This window comes from Paraburkholderia caffeinitolerans, assembly GCF_902859945.1.
Lineage (GTDB): Bacteria > Pseudomonadota > Gammaproteobacteria > Burkholderiales > Burkholderiaceae > Paraburkholderia > Paraburkholderia caffeinitolerans.
This window is the reverse complement of the sequence record NZ_CADIKL010000006.1, coordinates 221782-237018: the sequence shown is the minus strand read 5'-3', so window position 1 is coordinate 237018 and position 15237 is coordinate 221782. Positions and strand designations below refer to the sequence as shown.

At 63.3% G+C, this 15237-nt stretch carries 13 protein-coding genes; 8 read left to right on the top strand and 5 right to left on the bottom strand.

Annotated features, from left to right (window positions below):
- Nucleotides 1-23 precede the first annotated feature (23 nt).
- A complete protein-coding gene (locus tag HV773_RS08500) occupies nt 24-815 on the top strand; it encodes a hypothetical protein (protein ID WP_175194754.1) in 792 nt (263 codons plus the stop codon).
- A gap of 96 nt (nt 816-911) precedes the next feature.
- Here HV773_RS08500 and HV773_RS08495 read toward each other — a convergent pair whose 3' ends face one another.
- Nucleotides 912-3197, bottom strand: a complete 2286-nt coding sequence (locus HV773_RS08495) for an NADP-dependent malic enzyme (protein WP_175194752.1) — start codon at nt 3195-3197, stop codon at nt 912-914.
- Nucleotides 3198-3347: 150 nt separating this feature from the next.
- On the opposite strand from HV773_RS08495, the gene HV773_RS08490 reads away from it, so the two are divergent.
- Entirely contained in the window at nt 3348-4313 is a 966-nt protein-coding gene (locus tag HV773_RS08490; RefSeq protein WP_175194750.1) for a LysR family transcriptional regulator, read from the top strand.
- Nucleotides 4314-4338: 25 nt separating this feature from the next.
- Here the strand turns inward: HV773_RS08490 and HV773_RS08485 are convergent, their stop codons facing one another.
- On the bottom strand, nt 4339-5685 hold the full coding sequence (locus tag HV773_RS08485) for an MFS transporter (protein WP_175194748.1): 1347 nt from the start codon (nt 5683-5685) through the stop codon (nt 4339-4341).
- Between the two features lie 314 nt (nt 5686-5999).
- Here HV773_RS08485 and HV773_RS08480 point away from each other — a divergent pair, with 314 nt between their 5' ends.
- The 6 genes from HV773_RS08480 (at nt 6000) to catC (ending at nt 11344) form a co-directional block, all read left to right on the top strand.
- Nucleotides 6000-6743, top strand: coding sequence for an IclR family transcriptional regulator (locus HV773_RS08480; RefSeq protein WP_175194746.1), 744 nt, complete (start codon nt 6000-6002; stop codon nt 6741-6743).
- Nucleotides 6744-6804: 61 nt separating this feature from the next.
- A complete protein-coding gene (locus HV773_RS08475; RefSeq protein WP_175194744.1) occupies nt 6805-7857 on the top strand; it encodes a cyclase family protein in 1053 nt (350 codons plus the stop codon).
- A gap of 43 nt (nt 7858-7900) precedes the next feature.
- A complete protein-coding gene (locus tag HV773_RS08470; protein WP_175194742.1) occupies nt 7901-8602 on the top strand; it encodes an SDR family oxidoreductase in 702 nt (233 codons plus the stop codon).
- Between the two features lie 2 nt (nt 8603-8604).
- Nucleotides 8605-9606 (top strand): 3-hydroxyacyl-CoA dehydrogenase, encoded by a 1002-nt coding sequence (locus tag HV773_RS08465; protein ID WP_175194740.1) that lies wholly within the window; start codon nt 8605-8607, stop codon nt 9604-9606.
- 75 nt (nt 9607-9681) lie between these two features.
- Nucleotides 9682-11010: a short-chain fatty acid transporter gene (locus tag HV773_RS08460; RefSeq protein WP_175194738.1), complete on the top strand. Its 1329-nt coding sequence runs from the start codon at nt 9682-9684 to the stop codon at nt 11008-11010.
- A 49-nt stretch (nt 11011-11059) separates the two neighbouring features.
- A complete protein-coding gene (catC, locus tag HV773_RS08455) occupies nt 11060-11344 on the top strand; it encodes a muconolactone Delta-isomerase (protein WP_175194736.1) in 285 nt (94 codons plus the stop codon).
- Between the two features lie 114 nt (nt 11345-11458).
- Here the strand turns inward: catC and HV773_RS08450 are convergent, their stop codons facing one another.
- The 3 genes from HV773_RS08450 to HV773_RS08440 form a co-directional block, all read right to left on the bottom strand.
- Entirely contained in the window at nt 11459-12619 is a 1161-nt protein-coding gene (locus HV773_RS08450; protein WP_175194734.1) for a porin, read from the bottom strand.
- Nucleotides 12620-12936: 317 nt separating this feature from the next.
- Nucleotides 12937-14394, bottom strand: coding sequence for a carbohydrate porin (locus HV773_RS08445; protein WP_175194732.1), 1458 nt, complete (start codon nt 14392-14394; stop codon nt 12937-12939).
- Nucleotides 14395-14518: 124 nt separating this feature from the next.
- The gene (locus tag HV773_RS08440) at nt 14519-14695 is read right to left on the bottom strand and encodes a hypothetical protein (RefSeq protein ID WP_175194730.1); all 177 of its coding nucleotides are present in this window, start codon (nt 14693-14695) and stop codon (nt 14519-14521) included.
- Nucleotides 14696-15237: the final 542 nt, after the last annotated feature.

Here is a 15237-nt window from a genome sequence, read left to right as displayed (position 1 = left end):
TCGAAACGGTGCAGGAGTCTGGGATGCAGACAATCTCTTTCGGGGAGTGCGTCGCCGGGGCATGGCGCGACGCGTGGAACATGGCGCTGCAGCGGCCGTTATTCATTGCCGTATGCACAACTGCGATTTTTTTCACTCGCTTCATTCAGGTCTCCCTGGGCGACCTTCCCGCACCGCACTCCCTGCAGGTGATGCTCGTGATCGGCATGTTGTGGCTGGTAAAGCTCCTGCTCACGAATGCGGTCATTGTCCAGGCGATGCGCTACGTTGTACTCGGCGATGAAGCCATCGCCATCGACGCATTGGGTGGCCGCGATTACTGGCGCTATTTGGGGCTGACGTATGGCCTGATGGTGGTCATGATCGTCGCGGTGGTGGGCGGCACCATGCTCGTTGCAACGGCATCGCGCTTCCTCGGCATCCATGGGCATGCGCGTGCGCTATACATGACAAGCGCTTGCGCCATGGCGATGGCGGCAATCTGGGTGAATGTGAGGCTATGCCTCCTGTCGAGTCACGTCGCAATCGGCAGGCCGCTAAGCTGGCGCGCCGCCTGGCGCGACACTCACGGGCACGCCATGATCATTATCGGCACCTGGCTCACCATCGCTCTGACGATATGCGTTGCCGCTGTCCTGCTCATGGGAATCGCCGCGTTAATCTCTTACGCTGTTCGCGACGGCCGCCACGGCCCGGTGATCCAGTTCGCGCAGATTCTGGTTCTGGTAGCCGCGGTATCCATCTCCGGCGCCGGTTCGGGCTGGATCTATCGACGCTACGCGATGGGCTTGATCACGCCACCCCGAGGTCTGTAAACCGGACCGAGAAACGCAATTAGCAACAAAACAAAAAGGCAGTGGCCCTTGCGGACCACTGCCTTTCTTCATCTATCGCGCCTGATCAGACGCGATTCAGTCACGGTTGGCCTGAAGCACCGTCAACGCCGTCATATTGATGATGCGTCGCACCGTCGAGCTCGACGTGAGCACGTTCACCGGCGCATTCACGCCGAGCAGGAACGGCCCCACCGCCACATTGCTGCCCGCGCCGGTCTTGAGCAGGTTGTACGCAATGTTCCCCGAGTCCACGTTCGGGCACACCAGCAGGTTCGCCGCGCCCTTGAGCTTCGAATGCGGGAGGATGCGCTGGCGCAGCGCTTCGTCGAGCGCGCAGTCGCCGTGCATTTCGCCATCCACTTCGAGATCCGGATTCTGCTCGGTCACGAGCTTGAGCACTTCGCGCATCTTCGTGCCCGATGCCGAGCTGCCCGAGCCGAAGTTCGAGCGAGAGAGCAGCGCGACCTTCGGTGCGAGATTGAGCCACTCCATCTGGCGCGCCGCTGCGAGCGTGAATTCGGCGATCTGCTCTGCGTTCGGGTTGTCGTTCACGTGCGTGTCCACGATGGCGACCGTGCGCTTGTCGAGCAGCAGGATGTTCATCGCCGCGTAGGTCTTCGCGCCACGGCGCATGCCGATCGCTTCGTCGACGAAGCGCAGGTGGTCGTGATACGCGCCCACCGTGCCGCAGATCATGCCGTCCGCGTCGCCCAGGCGCACCATCATCGCGCCGATCAGCGTGAGGCGGCGGCGCATTTCCACGCGCGCCATTTCTTTCGAAATGCCATCGCGGCAACGCAGTTCCCAATACGTGGTCCAGTACTGATGGAAACGTTCGTCGTACTCAGGATTCGTCACTTCCACGTCTTCGCCGAGCTTCAGGCGCAGGCCGAACTTCTCGATGCGCGCAAGCAGCACTTCGGGACGGCCGATCAGGATCGGACGCGCGAGCTTCTCGTCGACGATCACCTGCACCGCGCGCAGCACGCGCTCCTCCTCGCCTTCCGCGAACACGATGCGCGCCTTCGCGCCATCGCGCACGAACTGCTTGGCCGCCGCGAAGATCGGCTTCATGAACGCGCCCGAGTGATACACGAACTGCTGCAGCTCGTTCGTGTAGGCGCCGAAGTCGTCGATCGGGCGCGTCGCCACGCCGTCTTCCATCGCGGCCTTCGCCACCGCCGGCGCGATGCGCACGATGAGGCGCGAGTCGAACGGACGCGGAATCAGATACGTCGGACCAAAGCGCAGATCGTAAGCGCCGTAGGCCGCGGCCACCGAGTCATTGACTTCTTCTTCGGCGAGCTTCGCAATCGCGTGCACCGCCGCGATTTCCATGTTGCGCGTGATGGTCGTTGCGCCCACATCGAGTGCGCCGCGGAAAATGTACGGGAAGCACAGAACGTTGTTGACCTGGTTCGGGAAGTCCGAACGGCCCGTGGCGATCACCGCGTCCGGGCGCGCTTCGAGCGCAACCTCGGGGAAGATTTCCGGCGTGGGGTTGGCAAGCGCGAGAATGAACGGCTGGTCCGCCATCTTCTTGACCATTTCCGCCTTGAGCACGCCGCCGGCGGAGAGGCCGAGGAACACGTCCGCGCCGTCGATCACTTCGGCAAGCGAGCGCGCGGAGGTGTCCTGCGCGAAGCGCTCCTTGTCCGGATCCATCAACTCCGTGCGGCCCTGATAGACCACGCCCGCGAGGTCGGTCACCCAGATGTTCTTGAGCGGCAGGCCCAGATCCACCATCAGGTCCAGACATGCGAGCGCCGCTGCGCCCGCGCCCGAGGCCACGACCTTGACCTTCGTGATGTCCTTGCCCACCACTTTCAGGCCGTTCAGGAACGCGGCCGAAACGGTGATGGCGGTGCCGTGCTGATCGTCGTGGAAGACCGGAATCTTCATGCGTTCGCGCAGCTTGCGCTCGACCGTGAAGCAGTCCGGCGCCTTGATGTCTTCCAGATTGATGCCGCCGAAGGTGGCTTCGAGGCTCGCGATGATGTCCACGAGCTTGTCGGGATCGCTTTCAGTGACTTCGATGTCGAACACGTCGATGCCGGCGAACTTCTTGAACAGCACCGCCTTGCCTTCCATGACCGGCTTGGAAGCGAGCGCACCGATATTGCCGAGGCCCAGCACGGCCGTGCCGTTGGTGATCACGCCCACCAGATTGCCGCGCGCCGTGTAACGGAACGAGTTCTGCGGGTCGGTGACGATTTCCTCGCAAGCGACGGCCACGCCCGGCGTATAGGCGAGCGCGAGATCGCGCTGGGTGACCAGCGGCTTGCTGGCCGTGACCGAAATCTTGCCCGGGGTGGGGAATTCGTGGTATTCGAGGGCGGCCTGACGTTCGGTCTTGTTCATGTTCCTCACTCCAATATGGTGCCGGTCGCCAGGGCGGCGCGCCGGTTGTGTTCGAATGAGGGCATTCTAGAGAGCCGGCATAGCGACCCCATTTTGATTTAGTATGGGGCCATTATTTTTTCCTGATACCCCTCCCGGGGCTACCGGACCGTGTCATTCAGTACCGAAGAAGTCACAAGGCGCCTGAACGCGCGCCTGAAAATGCGCCATCTGGTGCTGCTCCTGCAGATCCGCCAGCACGGCTCGCTCACGCGGGTGGCCGAGCACATGGCGACCAGCCAGCCGGCGGTGACCAACGCGCTGGCCGAGATGGAGAGCCTGTTTGGCGCGCCGCTGTTCGACCGCTCGCCGCGCGGCATGACGCCCACGGCGCTCGGCAACGTCGTGCTGGCCCGCGCGCAGGCCATGCTGCACGACCTCGACCACTTGGCGCGCGACATCGAAGCGGTGCATGCGGGCCATGCCACGCGGATGCACGTGGGCGTGATTCCGTTCATTTCAGGGCGCACGCTCGCGGCGGCCATCCGGCTCGCGCAGTCGCGCCTGCCGCAGCGCGTGACCATGACGATCCACGAAGGCACGACCGACACGCTGCTGCCGCTCCTGCGCGACCACACGCTCGACCTCGTGATCGGGCGGGCCTCGTCCACCGCCGAGGTGAGCCAGTTGCGCTTCGACGTGCTGTATCAGCAAACGCCGCGCTTGATCGCGAGCCGGCGCCTCGCCGCGCGGCTCGGGCGCAGCAAGTCGAGCTGGCAAAAGCTCGCGGAACTCGAATGGATTTTGGGCGCGCCGAACACGCCCATGCGCGAACAGATCTCCGACCTCTTCTTGCACGCGGGCGTGCCCCCACCGGTGCCGATCATGGAGAGCTACACGTCGCGGCTGATCGGCGAAATGATCGCGACGAACGAGAACGCGGTGTCGATCGTGCCCGCCGATATCGCCGAGGAGCTCGTGCATATCGCGGGCGTGGCGATCGTGCCGTACACCTTCGACTGGACGCTGCCGCCCATCGCGCTGTTCACGCGCGCAGGCGTGCAGCGCGAAGTGGATACCGTGTTCGGGCAGGCGTTGCGCGAGCTTTATCTGGAGGTGGAGGCGGGGAGGCGGTGAGGCGCGCCGCGCCCCACGCAGCAATTCAAACCCGCTGCGCCACTGCGCTGCGCTCGGACATCGCCTCCTGGCTGTGCATGCGCGACACCAGCATCAGCGCGCACACCAGCGTGATGATCACGTGCACGATGCCGAGCGCGACCACCGAAAGAATGCTGCCCGTGGCGCCCAGCAGGAACTGGCCGAGAATCGGCGTCGTGCCCGCGAACACCATGCCGCAGATCTGGTACGAAAGCGAAATGCCCGTGTAGCGCACCTGCGCCGGGAAGGCCTTCGCGAGCATGCCGGCCATGGCCGCGTAATAAAGCGAATGCGGAATCGAGGCCAGCGCCATGCCGAACATCGCGAGCTTGGTCGAGCCCGTGGCGATCATCATGAACATGATCGGCAGCGCCACGATCTCGGGCACCAGCATGTAGATGATCGCCTTCTTGAGATCGAGCTTGGTGGCCAGCACCGCGCCAAACGGCTGCACGATCAGTTGCACGACGATCGCGAAAGTGATGACGCTCAGGAATTGCGTGCGATCGAACCCAATCGAGGTCACGGCCCACGACAGCGCGAACGTGGTCTTGAAGTAGGTGGCCGAAAGCGCGATCACGCACGCACCCACGCCCATCGCCACAAGCGACTTGTGGTGACGCAGCACTTCGCCGATCGGCAGCTTCACCACTTTGTTCTTCGCTTGCAGTTCCTTCATAGCCGGTGATTCGTCCACGCTCATGCGGATGAACATGCCCACGATCACCAGCAGCGCCGACATCAGGAACGGCACGCGCCAGCCCCACGTCATGAACTGATGGTCAGGGAGCATCGAAATCACGAGAAACGCCACCGTCGCGAGCAGGTTGCCCGCGGGCGAGCCCTGTTGCGCAAAGGCCGAATAGAGAATCTCCTTGCCCTTGGGCGCGTGCTCGGATGAAAGCACCACCGCGCCGCCCCACTCGCCGCCCATCGCGATCCCCTGCAGCAGCCGCAAAAAGATGAGCAGCACCGGCGCGGTCACGCCCGCCTGGGCATAGGTGGGCAGAAAGCCCATCGCCGTGGTGCAAAAGCCCATCAGCATGAGCGTGATGATGAGGGTCTTCTTGCGGCCCACCTTGTCGCCCAGGTGGCCGAACACGATGCCGCCAATCGGGCGCGCGAGAAAGCCCACCCAGAACGAGGCGAACGCCGCGAGCGTGCCGACCATCGGCGAGCTCGAAGGGAAAAACAGTTTGCCGAGCACGAGCGCCGCCGCCGTGCTGTATGCGTAGAAGTCGTACCACTCGATCGTCGTGCCGACGAACGACGCGATGCCGGCCTTGCGGGCCTGACGGGCCGGGTCATGCGGGGCCTGGTGATGCGGGTTGTCGAGAGAGGAAGCTGCCACGTTGCGTCTCCAGAAATCGATGTCGGACGCCGCGTTTCTGATGCGAAACACGCCGAGCCCGGGACTTTTCCGATGCGAAACACGCCGCTTCTAGATGCGGCTGCAGGCGCATCATCGGCGTTCGATTACCGAACAACCTTTCATTTATCGAACAGTCGCCGAGCGGTGCGGACTATGAAGCGCTCGCTTTATAGCGTCAACCAAGGGATAACCCGAATCCGCCCTATCCTCAGTCTGGGCCGCCGATCGCGCGATTTAGGTGTTTACCCGAAAGCCTGTTGTCAGAATATTATCGATATGCCGATAATGATCTCATGGATGTGAAAACTGCAGTGCGCGTCTTCGACGTGATCAACCTCTTTGCCGAAGTCCGGCAACCCATGATCTACAGCGAGATTGCGCGTCGAACCGAGATCCCGCTATCGAGCTGCCACGCGCTGTTGCAGACGATGGTGGCCAAGGGCTATCTCTACGCTCCGGGCGTGAAGGCCGGCTATTACCCCACGCAGCGTCTCCTGCATGTCGCGCGCGACATCTGCAGCGAAGACCCGTTGACGCTGATGTTCCAGCCGCTGCTCGCCACGCTGCGCGACACCACCGGCGAAACCGCCGCGCTGGCCACGCTGGCGGGCAACCGCGTCGTCTATCTCGACGTGATGGAGTCGCGCCAGAAGATCCGTTACAGCGACGAACCCGGCGGCTTCATGTCGGTCACGAGCGCGGCCGGCAAGGCGCTGCTCGGCGCGCTGGCCCCCACGCCGCGGCGCAAGCTGCTCGACAGCTGCGAGCCGTTGACGATAGCGCCCGGCGGCTCGTTCGTTGATCGTGCAACCTTCGAGCGCGAGATCGAGCAAGGCATAGCGGACGGCTGGCATCGCTCGACGGGCGAAAGCATCGAAGACGTGGCCGGCCTCGCGCGCGGTTTTCTGATTCACGGCGAAGCGTTCGCGCTCGTCATCGGCGCGCCCAAGGCGCGCCTCCTGAGCAACGAGCAGCACGCCGTGCAGGCGCTGCTCGAAGTATTCGCGCAAATCCCGCCATCGCTGCTGGCCGCCTGAAGGCTCAGCGCCGGCGGCAGTCATGGCGTAACCGTCCGGCAAGGACGGGGAGGAACGAAGCATGCGTTGGAAGAACCGGCCGGAAGGCTCGAACTGGGGCGACTTCGGCCCCGACGATCAGTTGGGCCGCCCCAACCTCATCGGCGCGGAGCAAGTGCTCAAAGGCGCCCGCGAAATTCGCGCGGGGCTCAGCTTCACGCTCTCGCTGCCACTCGACTTTCCGGGCGAGAGCAAGCTCAATGTGCGCCGCCATCCGCCCGTGCTGCGTCCGACCTTTCGCGACGGCCTGCCCTATGTGAACTTCCCGTTCGCGCGCAATCAGCCCGGCGCCACCGATGTCGTGAGCGACGACCAGGTGCTGCTTTCGCTGCAATATTCGACGCAATGGGATGCGCTCGCGCACGTGGGCGCGCGCTTCGACGCCGATGCCGACGGCGTGGCCGAAAGCGTCTATTACAACGGCTATCGCGCGAACCAGGACATCGTCGGCCCGATGGAATACCGCGCGGAAAACGGCTTCGCGCCACACGCCTGCGGCGGCGAGCACAGCCACGCCGATGTGCTCGGCATCGAGAACCTCGCGGTAAAGGGCATGCAGGGCCGCGGTGTGCTGATCGACCTGGCCGCGCATTTCGGACGCGAATACCGCACCGTCGGCTACGACGACCTCATGCGCGTGATGCAGGCGGACCGCGTCGAAGTGGAGCGCGGCGACATGCTCGTGCTGCGCACCGGCTTCGCCGAAATGGTGCTGGAAATGAACCGCCAGCCCGACGAAGCCGTGCTCGCGCGCCATTGCAGCGCGCTCGACGGCCGCGACGCGCGCCTTTTGCAGTGGATCACCGACTCGGGCATTGCCGCGCTCGCCGCCGACAACTACGCAGTCGAGCGCTACCCCGCGCGCGAGCCCGCCACGCCGGGCGAGCACCCGCTCATGCCGCTGCATCATCACTGTCTCTTCAAGCTGGGCCTGCCGCTCGGCGAGCTTTGGTATTTGCGCGATCTCGCCGCGTGGCTGCGCGAGCACCAGCGCTCGCGCTTCATGCTCACCGCGCCGCCGTTGCGGCTGCCGGGCGCGATGGGCTCGCCGGTCACGCCGGTCGCCACCGTTTGAATTCATTCAGCATTCCAAAATTATCTCGATCCGCATTCCCGACATGGCTAAAGAACGAGTTTTGATCACCGGCGGCGCCGCCGGCATTGGCGCCGCGTGTGCCGCCCGCTGCGAGGCAGACGGCTACGAAGCGGTTGTGATCGACCGCGTGGGCGACGGCATCATCGCCGACCTCTCCGATATCGAGGCCACGGCGCAAGCGCTCGCGCGCGCGCTCGCGGACGGCCCCATCACGCGCCTTATCAACAATGTAGGCATCGTGGTTCCGGCGGATGCCGAACACCAGACGCTCGACGAGCTCGAACGCGCGTGGGCGCTCAACGTGCGCTGCGCGCAGCAGTGCATGCAGGCGCTGCTGCCTGGCATGAAGGCCGCGGGGTTCGGGCGCATCGTGAACATGTCGTCGCGCGCGGCGCTCGGCAAGGAGCTGCGCACCGCGTACTCGGCCACCAAGGCGGCGCTCATCGGCATGACGCGCGTGTGGGCGCTGGAGTTGGGCGCATTCGGCATTACCGCCAATGCTATCGGCCCGGGCCCCATCCGCACCGAGCTGTTCGATCGCGCCAACCCGCCCGATGCGCCGCGCACCCAAGCCATCATCAACGCGGTGCCGGTGAAGCGCGTGGGCACGCCCGACGACATCGCGCACGCCGCCTCGTATCTGCTCGACGCGCGCAGCGGCTTCGTCACGGGCCAGGTGCTCTATGTATGCGGCGGCATGACGGTCGGCGTCGCGGGAGTCTGACGATGCCACCCGCCGACCACCTCGATTCACGCAGCGGCACGACTGCAACGGCCGCTGGCGCGCGGCGCGCGGGCATCGTCGGCGCAGGCAGCATTGGCGTGGCGTTCGCGCTTCAGTTCGCGCGCACCGGCTGGCGCGTGCGCCTCTTCGATCCGGACGCAGCACGGCGCGCGGCGGCGCCCGCCGAACTCAACGCGCGTCTCTCGGACCTCGCGCGCTTCGCGCTGATCGATGAAAGCGCGGCGCAGATCGCCGCGCGCGTGGAGGTGGTTGCCACGCTGGAAGCCGCGGCCGCCGACGCCGATCTCGTACAGGAATGCGCACCCGAGCGCGCCGAACTGAAGCGCGAACTCTTCGCGCAAATCGATCGCGCCGCGCCAGAGCATGCGATTCTCGCGAGCGCCTCATCATTTCTCGCGGCCTCGAAATTTGTCGATGAGACCTTCCCGGGCCATGCGCGCTGCCTCGTCGCGCATCCCGGCAATCCGCCCTATCTCGTGCCCGTGGTCGAGATCGTGCCCGCGCCGTTCACGGCTCCGGCCGCCACCACGCGCGCAATTGCGCTCTATACCGAAGCGGGCCTGCTGCCCGTGCACGTAAAAAAGGAAGTGGCCGGCTTCGTCTTCAACCGGCTGCAAGGCGCGCTGCTGCGCGAAGCGTATTGCCTCGTGCGCGACGGCGTGGCCTCCGTCGACGACATCGACACGGTGATGCGCGAAGGGCTCGCGCCGCGCTGGTCCGTGATCGGCCCGTTCGAGACCGTCGACTTGAACACGCGCGGCGGCATCGCCTCGCACGCGCTGAAGATGGGGCCGTCCTATGAACGGATGGGCGCCGAGCGCGGCCAGCACGACCCATGGACACCCGAACTCGTCGCGCAGGTGGAAACCGCGCTGCGCACAGCGTTGCCGCTCGATCAATGGGAGGCGCGCGTGGCGTGGCGCGACCGCCAGCTCATGCGGCTAGCGAAGCATCGTAAAACCACACCGCCCGACAAGGATTGAACCGAACGCTCGCGTGAGCGCGATGTCACGGCGAGAGAGACCACACAACGATTACGACTGAAAAGAGACAGACCCATGCAAAGAATCACCGCGTTTTTCACCGAGCTAATGCGCCGGTACTTGCCCGATCCCTTTGTCTTCGCGATCGGCCTCACCTTGCTCACCATGGTGCTGGCCGTGACCGTGCAAGGCCAGGCCATTACCGCGCTGACTACAAGCTGGGGCAAGGGCTTCTGGGCGCTGCTTGCTTTCACGACACAGATGGCCGTGATTCTCGCGATGGGCTACGTGCTCGCCACTGCACCGCTCACCGACCGCCTTCTCGACCGCCTCGTCTCGCATGTAAGCTCGCCACGCACGGCAATTATCGTGGCGACGCTGGTGGGCGGCATCGGCAGCTGGCTCAACTGGGGTTTCGGCCTCGTGGTGGGCGGCATTGTCGCGCGCAAGCTCGCATTGCGTGTGAAGGGCGTGCACTATCCGCTCATCATCGCCTCCGCATACAGCGCCTTCACGCTCTACGGCCTGGGCCTCTCCGCCAGCATTCCCGTGCTGATCTCGACCAAGGGCCATCCGCTCGAAGCGCAGATGGGCATCATTCCGCTCTCCGAAACAATTTTTTCGCCCACCATGCTGATCACGAGCCTCGTGACCATCGTGACGCTGCCGCTTCTGAACGCGTGGTTGCATCCAAAAGCGGGCCAACCCGTGAAGGAAATCGACCGCGCGCTCGACGCGGCGCCCAAGGCCGCCGCCCCCGTGCTCGACACCGACGAAAGCGGCACGCTCGCCCATCGCCTCAACAACAGCCGCCTGTTGAGCTTTGTGATCGGCGCAATCGGCATGGGCTACGTGGCGCTGCACTTCGTCCAGGGCGGCTCGATCGACCTGAACCTCATCAACTTCTTTATTCTGTTTCTCGGCATCCTGCTGCTGGGCACGCCCATCCGCTACGTCGAGAAACTCAATGAAGGCATTCGCACGATCAGCGGCATCATTCTCCAGTATCCGTTCTACGCGGGCATCATGGCGATCATGGCGTCCTCGGGGCTCGTCGATACGCTCTCCGCAGCCTTCGTCAAAGTCGCTACGCCTGCCACGCTGCCGTTCTGGGGCTTGATCAGTTCGTTCGTCATCAACTTCTTCGCACCCTCGGGCGGCGGCCACTGGGTCATCCAGGGCCCGTTCATGATCGAAGCGGCCAAGACGATTGGCGCATCGGTGAGTCACACCTCCGTAGCCGTAATGCTCGGCAACGCCTGGAACGATCTGGTGCAACCGTTCTGGATCCTGCCGGCGCTCGCGCTCTCGCGGCTCAAGCTCAAGGACATCATGGGCTATACGGTCATCATGATGTTCTGGATCGGCATCGTCTATTCGGTGGCGATTCTCGTCTGGGGCTGATCCCGGGAACGCATTAAAACCCACATTCATGATTAACCGGAGATCGAACGTGCTCTATCTCGTACACATGCAGGTGCAAATTCCGCACGGCACCGACGCTGCTTACGCCGACGCATTGAAGGCAGAAGAAAAAGCGTTCTCACAGAAGCTGCAACGCGAAGGCAAATGGCGTCACTTGTGGCGCGTCGCGGGCGAGTATGCGAACTACAGCGTTTTCGATGTGGAGTCGAACGACGAGCTGCATACGCTGCTTGCCGCGCTGCCGCTCTTCCCGTTCATGAAAATCGCGGTAACGCCGCTCGCCCAGCATCCTTCGGCCATCGCGCCGAATTGAAGCGGCGCAGCCAGCACGAGAAAAGCAACCGGCCCGCTGGCGAAATGCACCTCGTGAGCGCATTTCGCACAGCGGGCCGAATTCCGACCGGATAATCGGACGATCGAGCTTCGCTTAGAAGCGGTGACGCAGACCCACCGTTGCGGCGACCTGGTTCGGCGTGGTCGACGGCGACAGCGTGTTGATCATGGCCACGTTCGAAACACCGTTCAACTGGCCCGAAGCGTGCTGATAAACGCCTTCGACATAAACGTCGGTGCGCTTCGAGAGCGAGTAGTCGGCCTGCAGCGAAACCGTGTGCCACTTCGGATCAGCCGAGCCAACGTTGCTGGTGAGCTTGCCGTCGGTGTACGTGTACGACGCGTCGAGGCTCAGTGCCGGCGTCAGCGCATAGCGGCCGTTCAGCTCGAAGTTGTCGAGGCGCAGGCCCGTGTTCGGCTGCGTGAAGACGATGTTCGTGCCACCGCCCTGGCCGCCCGACATCAGGCCCTGGTATTGCGTGTGGGTCCACACGAAGCCCACCGTTGCCGGGCCATACGTGTAGTTCAGGCCCGCACCGAAGGTGCGCTGCGTTTCCGCCGCGAGATTGAAGTTATTGCCGCTGCCTGCCGAGTTCGCGCCATTCGCATTGCTGGTCGTGCGCGAGTTGTTCATCTGCAGGTAAGCCGCCGCGAAGTTCAGCGGGCCGTTGCCGTACGATGCACCAAGGCTCCATGCGCGGTTGTTCGCGAACTGGCCCGCGTCGTTGCTGAAGCCGTACAGGCCGCCGAACTTGAAGCCTGCATAGTTGGCGCTCGAGTACTTGACCGAGTTCTTGATCGAGAACGAGTGATCGAGGTTGTCGTTGTCGAACGGGTGAGCCGCCATGTTGTTGCCATAGCCCGAGCCGGCCTCCGAAAGCGGCGACAGATAATCGACCATCGAATCGTACTGGCGGCCCAGCGTCAGCGCACCGTACTGGTCGCTTTGCAGACCGACGTATGCCTGGCGGTTGAACATCGTTCCAGCTTCCGTGTTGCTACCGCTATTCAAATTGAAGCCGTTCTCCAATCTGAAGATGGCATGCACGCCACCGCCCAGGTCCTCACTGCCCTTCAGGCCGAAGTACGTATCGGACAATGCGCCGCTGCCCTGATTCCATGCGGCGTGGCCACCAGCGTTGTTTGCATAGACGATACCCGCGTCCAGTGCGCCGTACAGCGTGACGCTGCTTTGCGCGTGAGCCGAAACTGCGAATGCGCTCAGTACGCCCGCAACAATCAAAGTGTGCTTCATGACTTTCCTTTCTGACATTCAGACCGCGCTGAAGTGGCCCGGGTATTGGAGCCACCCCGTCAATCCCGGAGCGAAGTTTAAGTGTCGATGCTTGAGCAAGGGCGTGCGCTCACGCTGGAACAGTCAATTGCGGAATATGGAAATATCGGAATTTCCCCGCTTAAAACTTTGTGCGAAAAGGAAATTTCTAAACTCGCGCCGTCATGGAAATGTCATGGACGTGTGGCAATCGCGCGACGTTACGCTCGAATCGGTGAATTAGATTATTGTGAAATTCGATTCAATTGCGCCACCGCGCCTGCCACACGCGAACCTCATCAGAACACGATCACGGTCCTCACGCCCACGACCGCTTCGTCTCCCACGCGCCGCGTGAGATCCTGCGGATCGGGGATGCCGCCCGCCGGCCTGAAGAAGTACTGGAAATCGGCCTGCAACTGCCACCACGGCGCCACCTGATACTGATAAGTCGCCTCCAGCACGGTCTCCGCGCTGCGCGACGGATAGCCCGGTGTGTATGTCGCCATGTCGCTCGCGAGACCCTGCGCATGCGAGCCGATTTTTGCGTAGCCCACCGCGAGCCCTACCGAGTCGTTGTCGCGTCCCTTGAACGGCGCCTTCAAAACCACACCGGCGTTCACCGCGAGATCCACGAGATTGCGGTCGCCGGGCGCGGCCATCACGCGCGCGAACACGCCCAGTGATTGCGGGCTGTCCGCGCTGGGCCGCCACACCATCTGGTCCGCGACCGCATAGAAGCTATAGTCGCCGTGGTGCGATTGCGGGATGCCCGTGCTCGCCGGGTTCGCGAGCGACAAGCCCGTGTTGTCGTAGCGCTGGTCGGCGAATTGCTGCGTGTGGTACCAGAGGCCCAGCTTGTAAGTGCCTGGCAATCCTGCATTTTTTGCATCTGCCGGGTTGGCCGGCGCGGGGTTGAGCGCGTACTGCACTTCGCCGATGAAGAGCGCGCCGTCGTGCAGGTTGAAGTTCGTGTCATGTGCGTTCAGTTGCTGCGGGTCGCCCATGCCGCTGCCTGCCGGACTGCCATCGAAAACGCCCGCCAGCACGGTCCACGTATCGGACGGCGTCGCGCGCAGGCGCACACCCAGCGACGAAAGCGGATAGGCGGGGCCGCCCGCCGGCATGTCGGCAGAAGGCAGCACGGGCCAGCCGAACGTCGCGTTCATGAACGCGCCTGCGTACTGACTCCCCATGAATTCCTGATCGACGCTTTGCTGGCCGATCTTCACATCGGCCTTGCCGCCCGCGAAGCTTTGCTGATACCAGAGTTCCCAGAGGCGCGTCGTGGCGTCGGCTTCGATTCCGCTTGCGGATTGCAGTGTCTGCAAATTGCGCTGCGTGAGATTCGTGCCGTGAATCTGCAATGCGGACACATTGAAAATGCCACCCGGCAGACCGAACGCCTTTTGCGTATCCACGCCAACGCTCATTTCGGTGAGCCCGTCATAAGCGCCACCACGATGCGTGCCGCCCGAGAGATTGTTCAGATATTCACTCGTTTCCTGCAGGCCGAATGTAATGCCGCGCTCGCCGAGCCAGGGGCGCAGGCCGCCCATGTCGCCGAACAGCGTCGCACGGTCCCACAAGCCTGTGGGTGCGGACGCAGGTGTCGCGGCGGGTTCCGTCTGCGCCGCATCGGGCGTGGCAGGTTGGGCCTGCGTGCTCGTCTGCGCAAAAGCGGCCGGCGTGAAGGCGGGCGCGAGCAGAACACACAAAGCGGAGGACGACAGCGTGCCTTTCAGGGTCTTTTTCATAATGGTCGAAGCAGGTTTTCCCGGCGCGATGGCCGGGGCGATGACTTTAAATCGCTAGAAGCGAGTTGCAATACAGGCTGGCTGCATAAAACGACAACGCAGCGACAATGTCCCGACAAGATGGTTACGAAAACCACCAACTCAGGCGAATAGCGCGATCGATCTCACCGGCGGCGGACGACGCACATAGCGCCGCGGCCAGAACGATGGCCGCGACGACGAGAGCCAGCACGACGCCGCCCGCACGGGCGGGAAGCGGCGCAATACCGAGAAAGAACGTAACGAACGTTTTGACGAACATGAGCCCACCTCCGTCCAGCCCGCGCGAAACGGGCGACGGGCGACGAACGACGACGTGAGAACGCCTCGCAAGCAAGCTTGCGACGGACGATTCAACAGAGGGAGCGTGCTACAACGAAGCGCGCTAACCCGACCAGGCGAGTTAGCGGCGAAGGACAAGGATCCTGCGGCGACTAACTCGCGGTTGTGACGCCGGCGCGGGCCGGCGTCGAACTTCCACTGCTAGAGCATGTGTCCACGAGGGACTCCTTTTGGTGAGACGGGGCGGATTGTATTCGGCCCTTGCGAAAAACCGCAAGTAAAAATTCGCGTAAAAATTTCGATGGGGTTTTCTGCAACAAGGCGCATTCGCCGAATGCCTGACCGGATGGCAAATATACAGGTATCCTGTGCATTCCATGCTTCCCCCCCTGCCTTTCCCATTTCTTTCAATTTCCTGTACAGCGTGATGCTTTTTTGTTCTGCCTCGAAAAACGTGTTGACGCGCCTCAGGTCTGCTACCTAGAATTTAAAAATCTTCACAAAAGGGGCTAACGCCTTGGA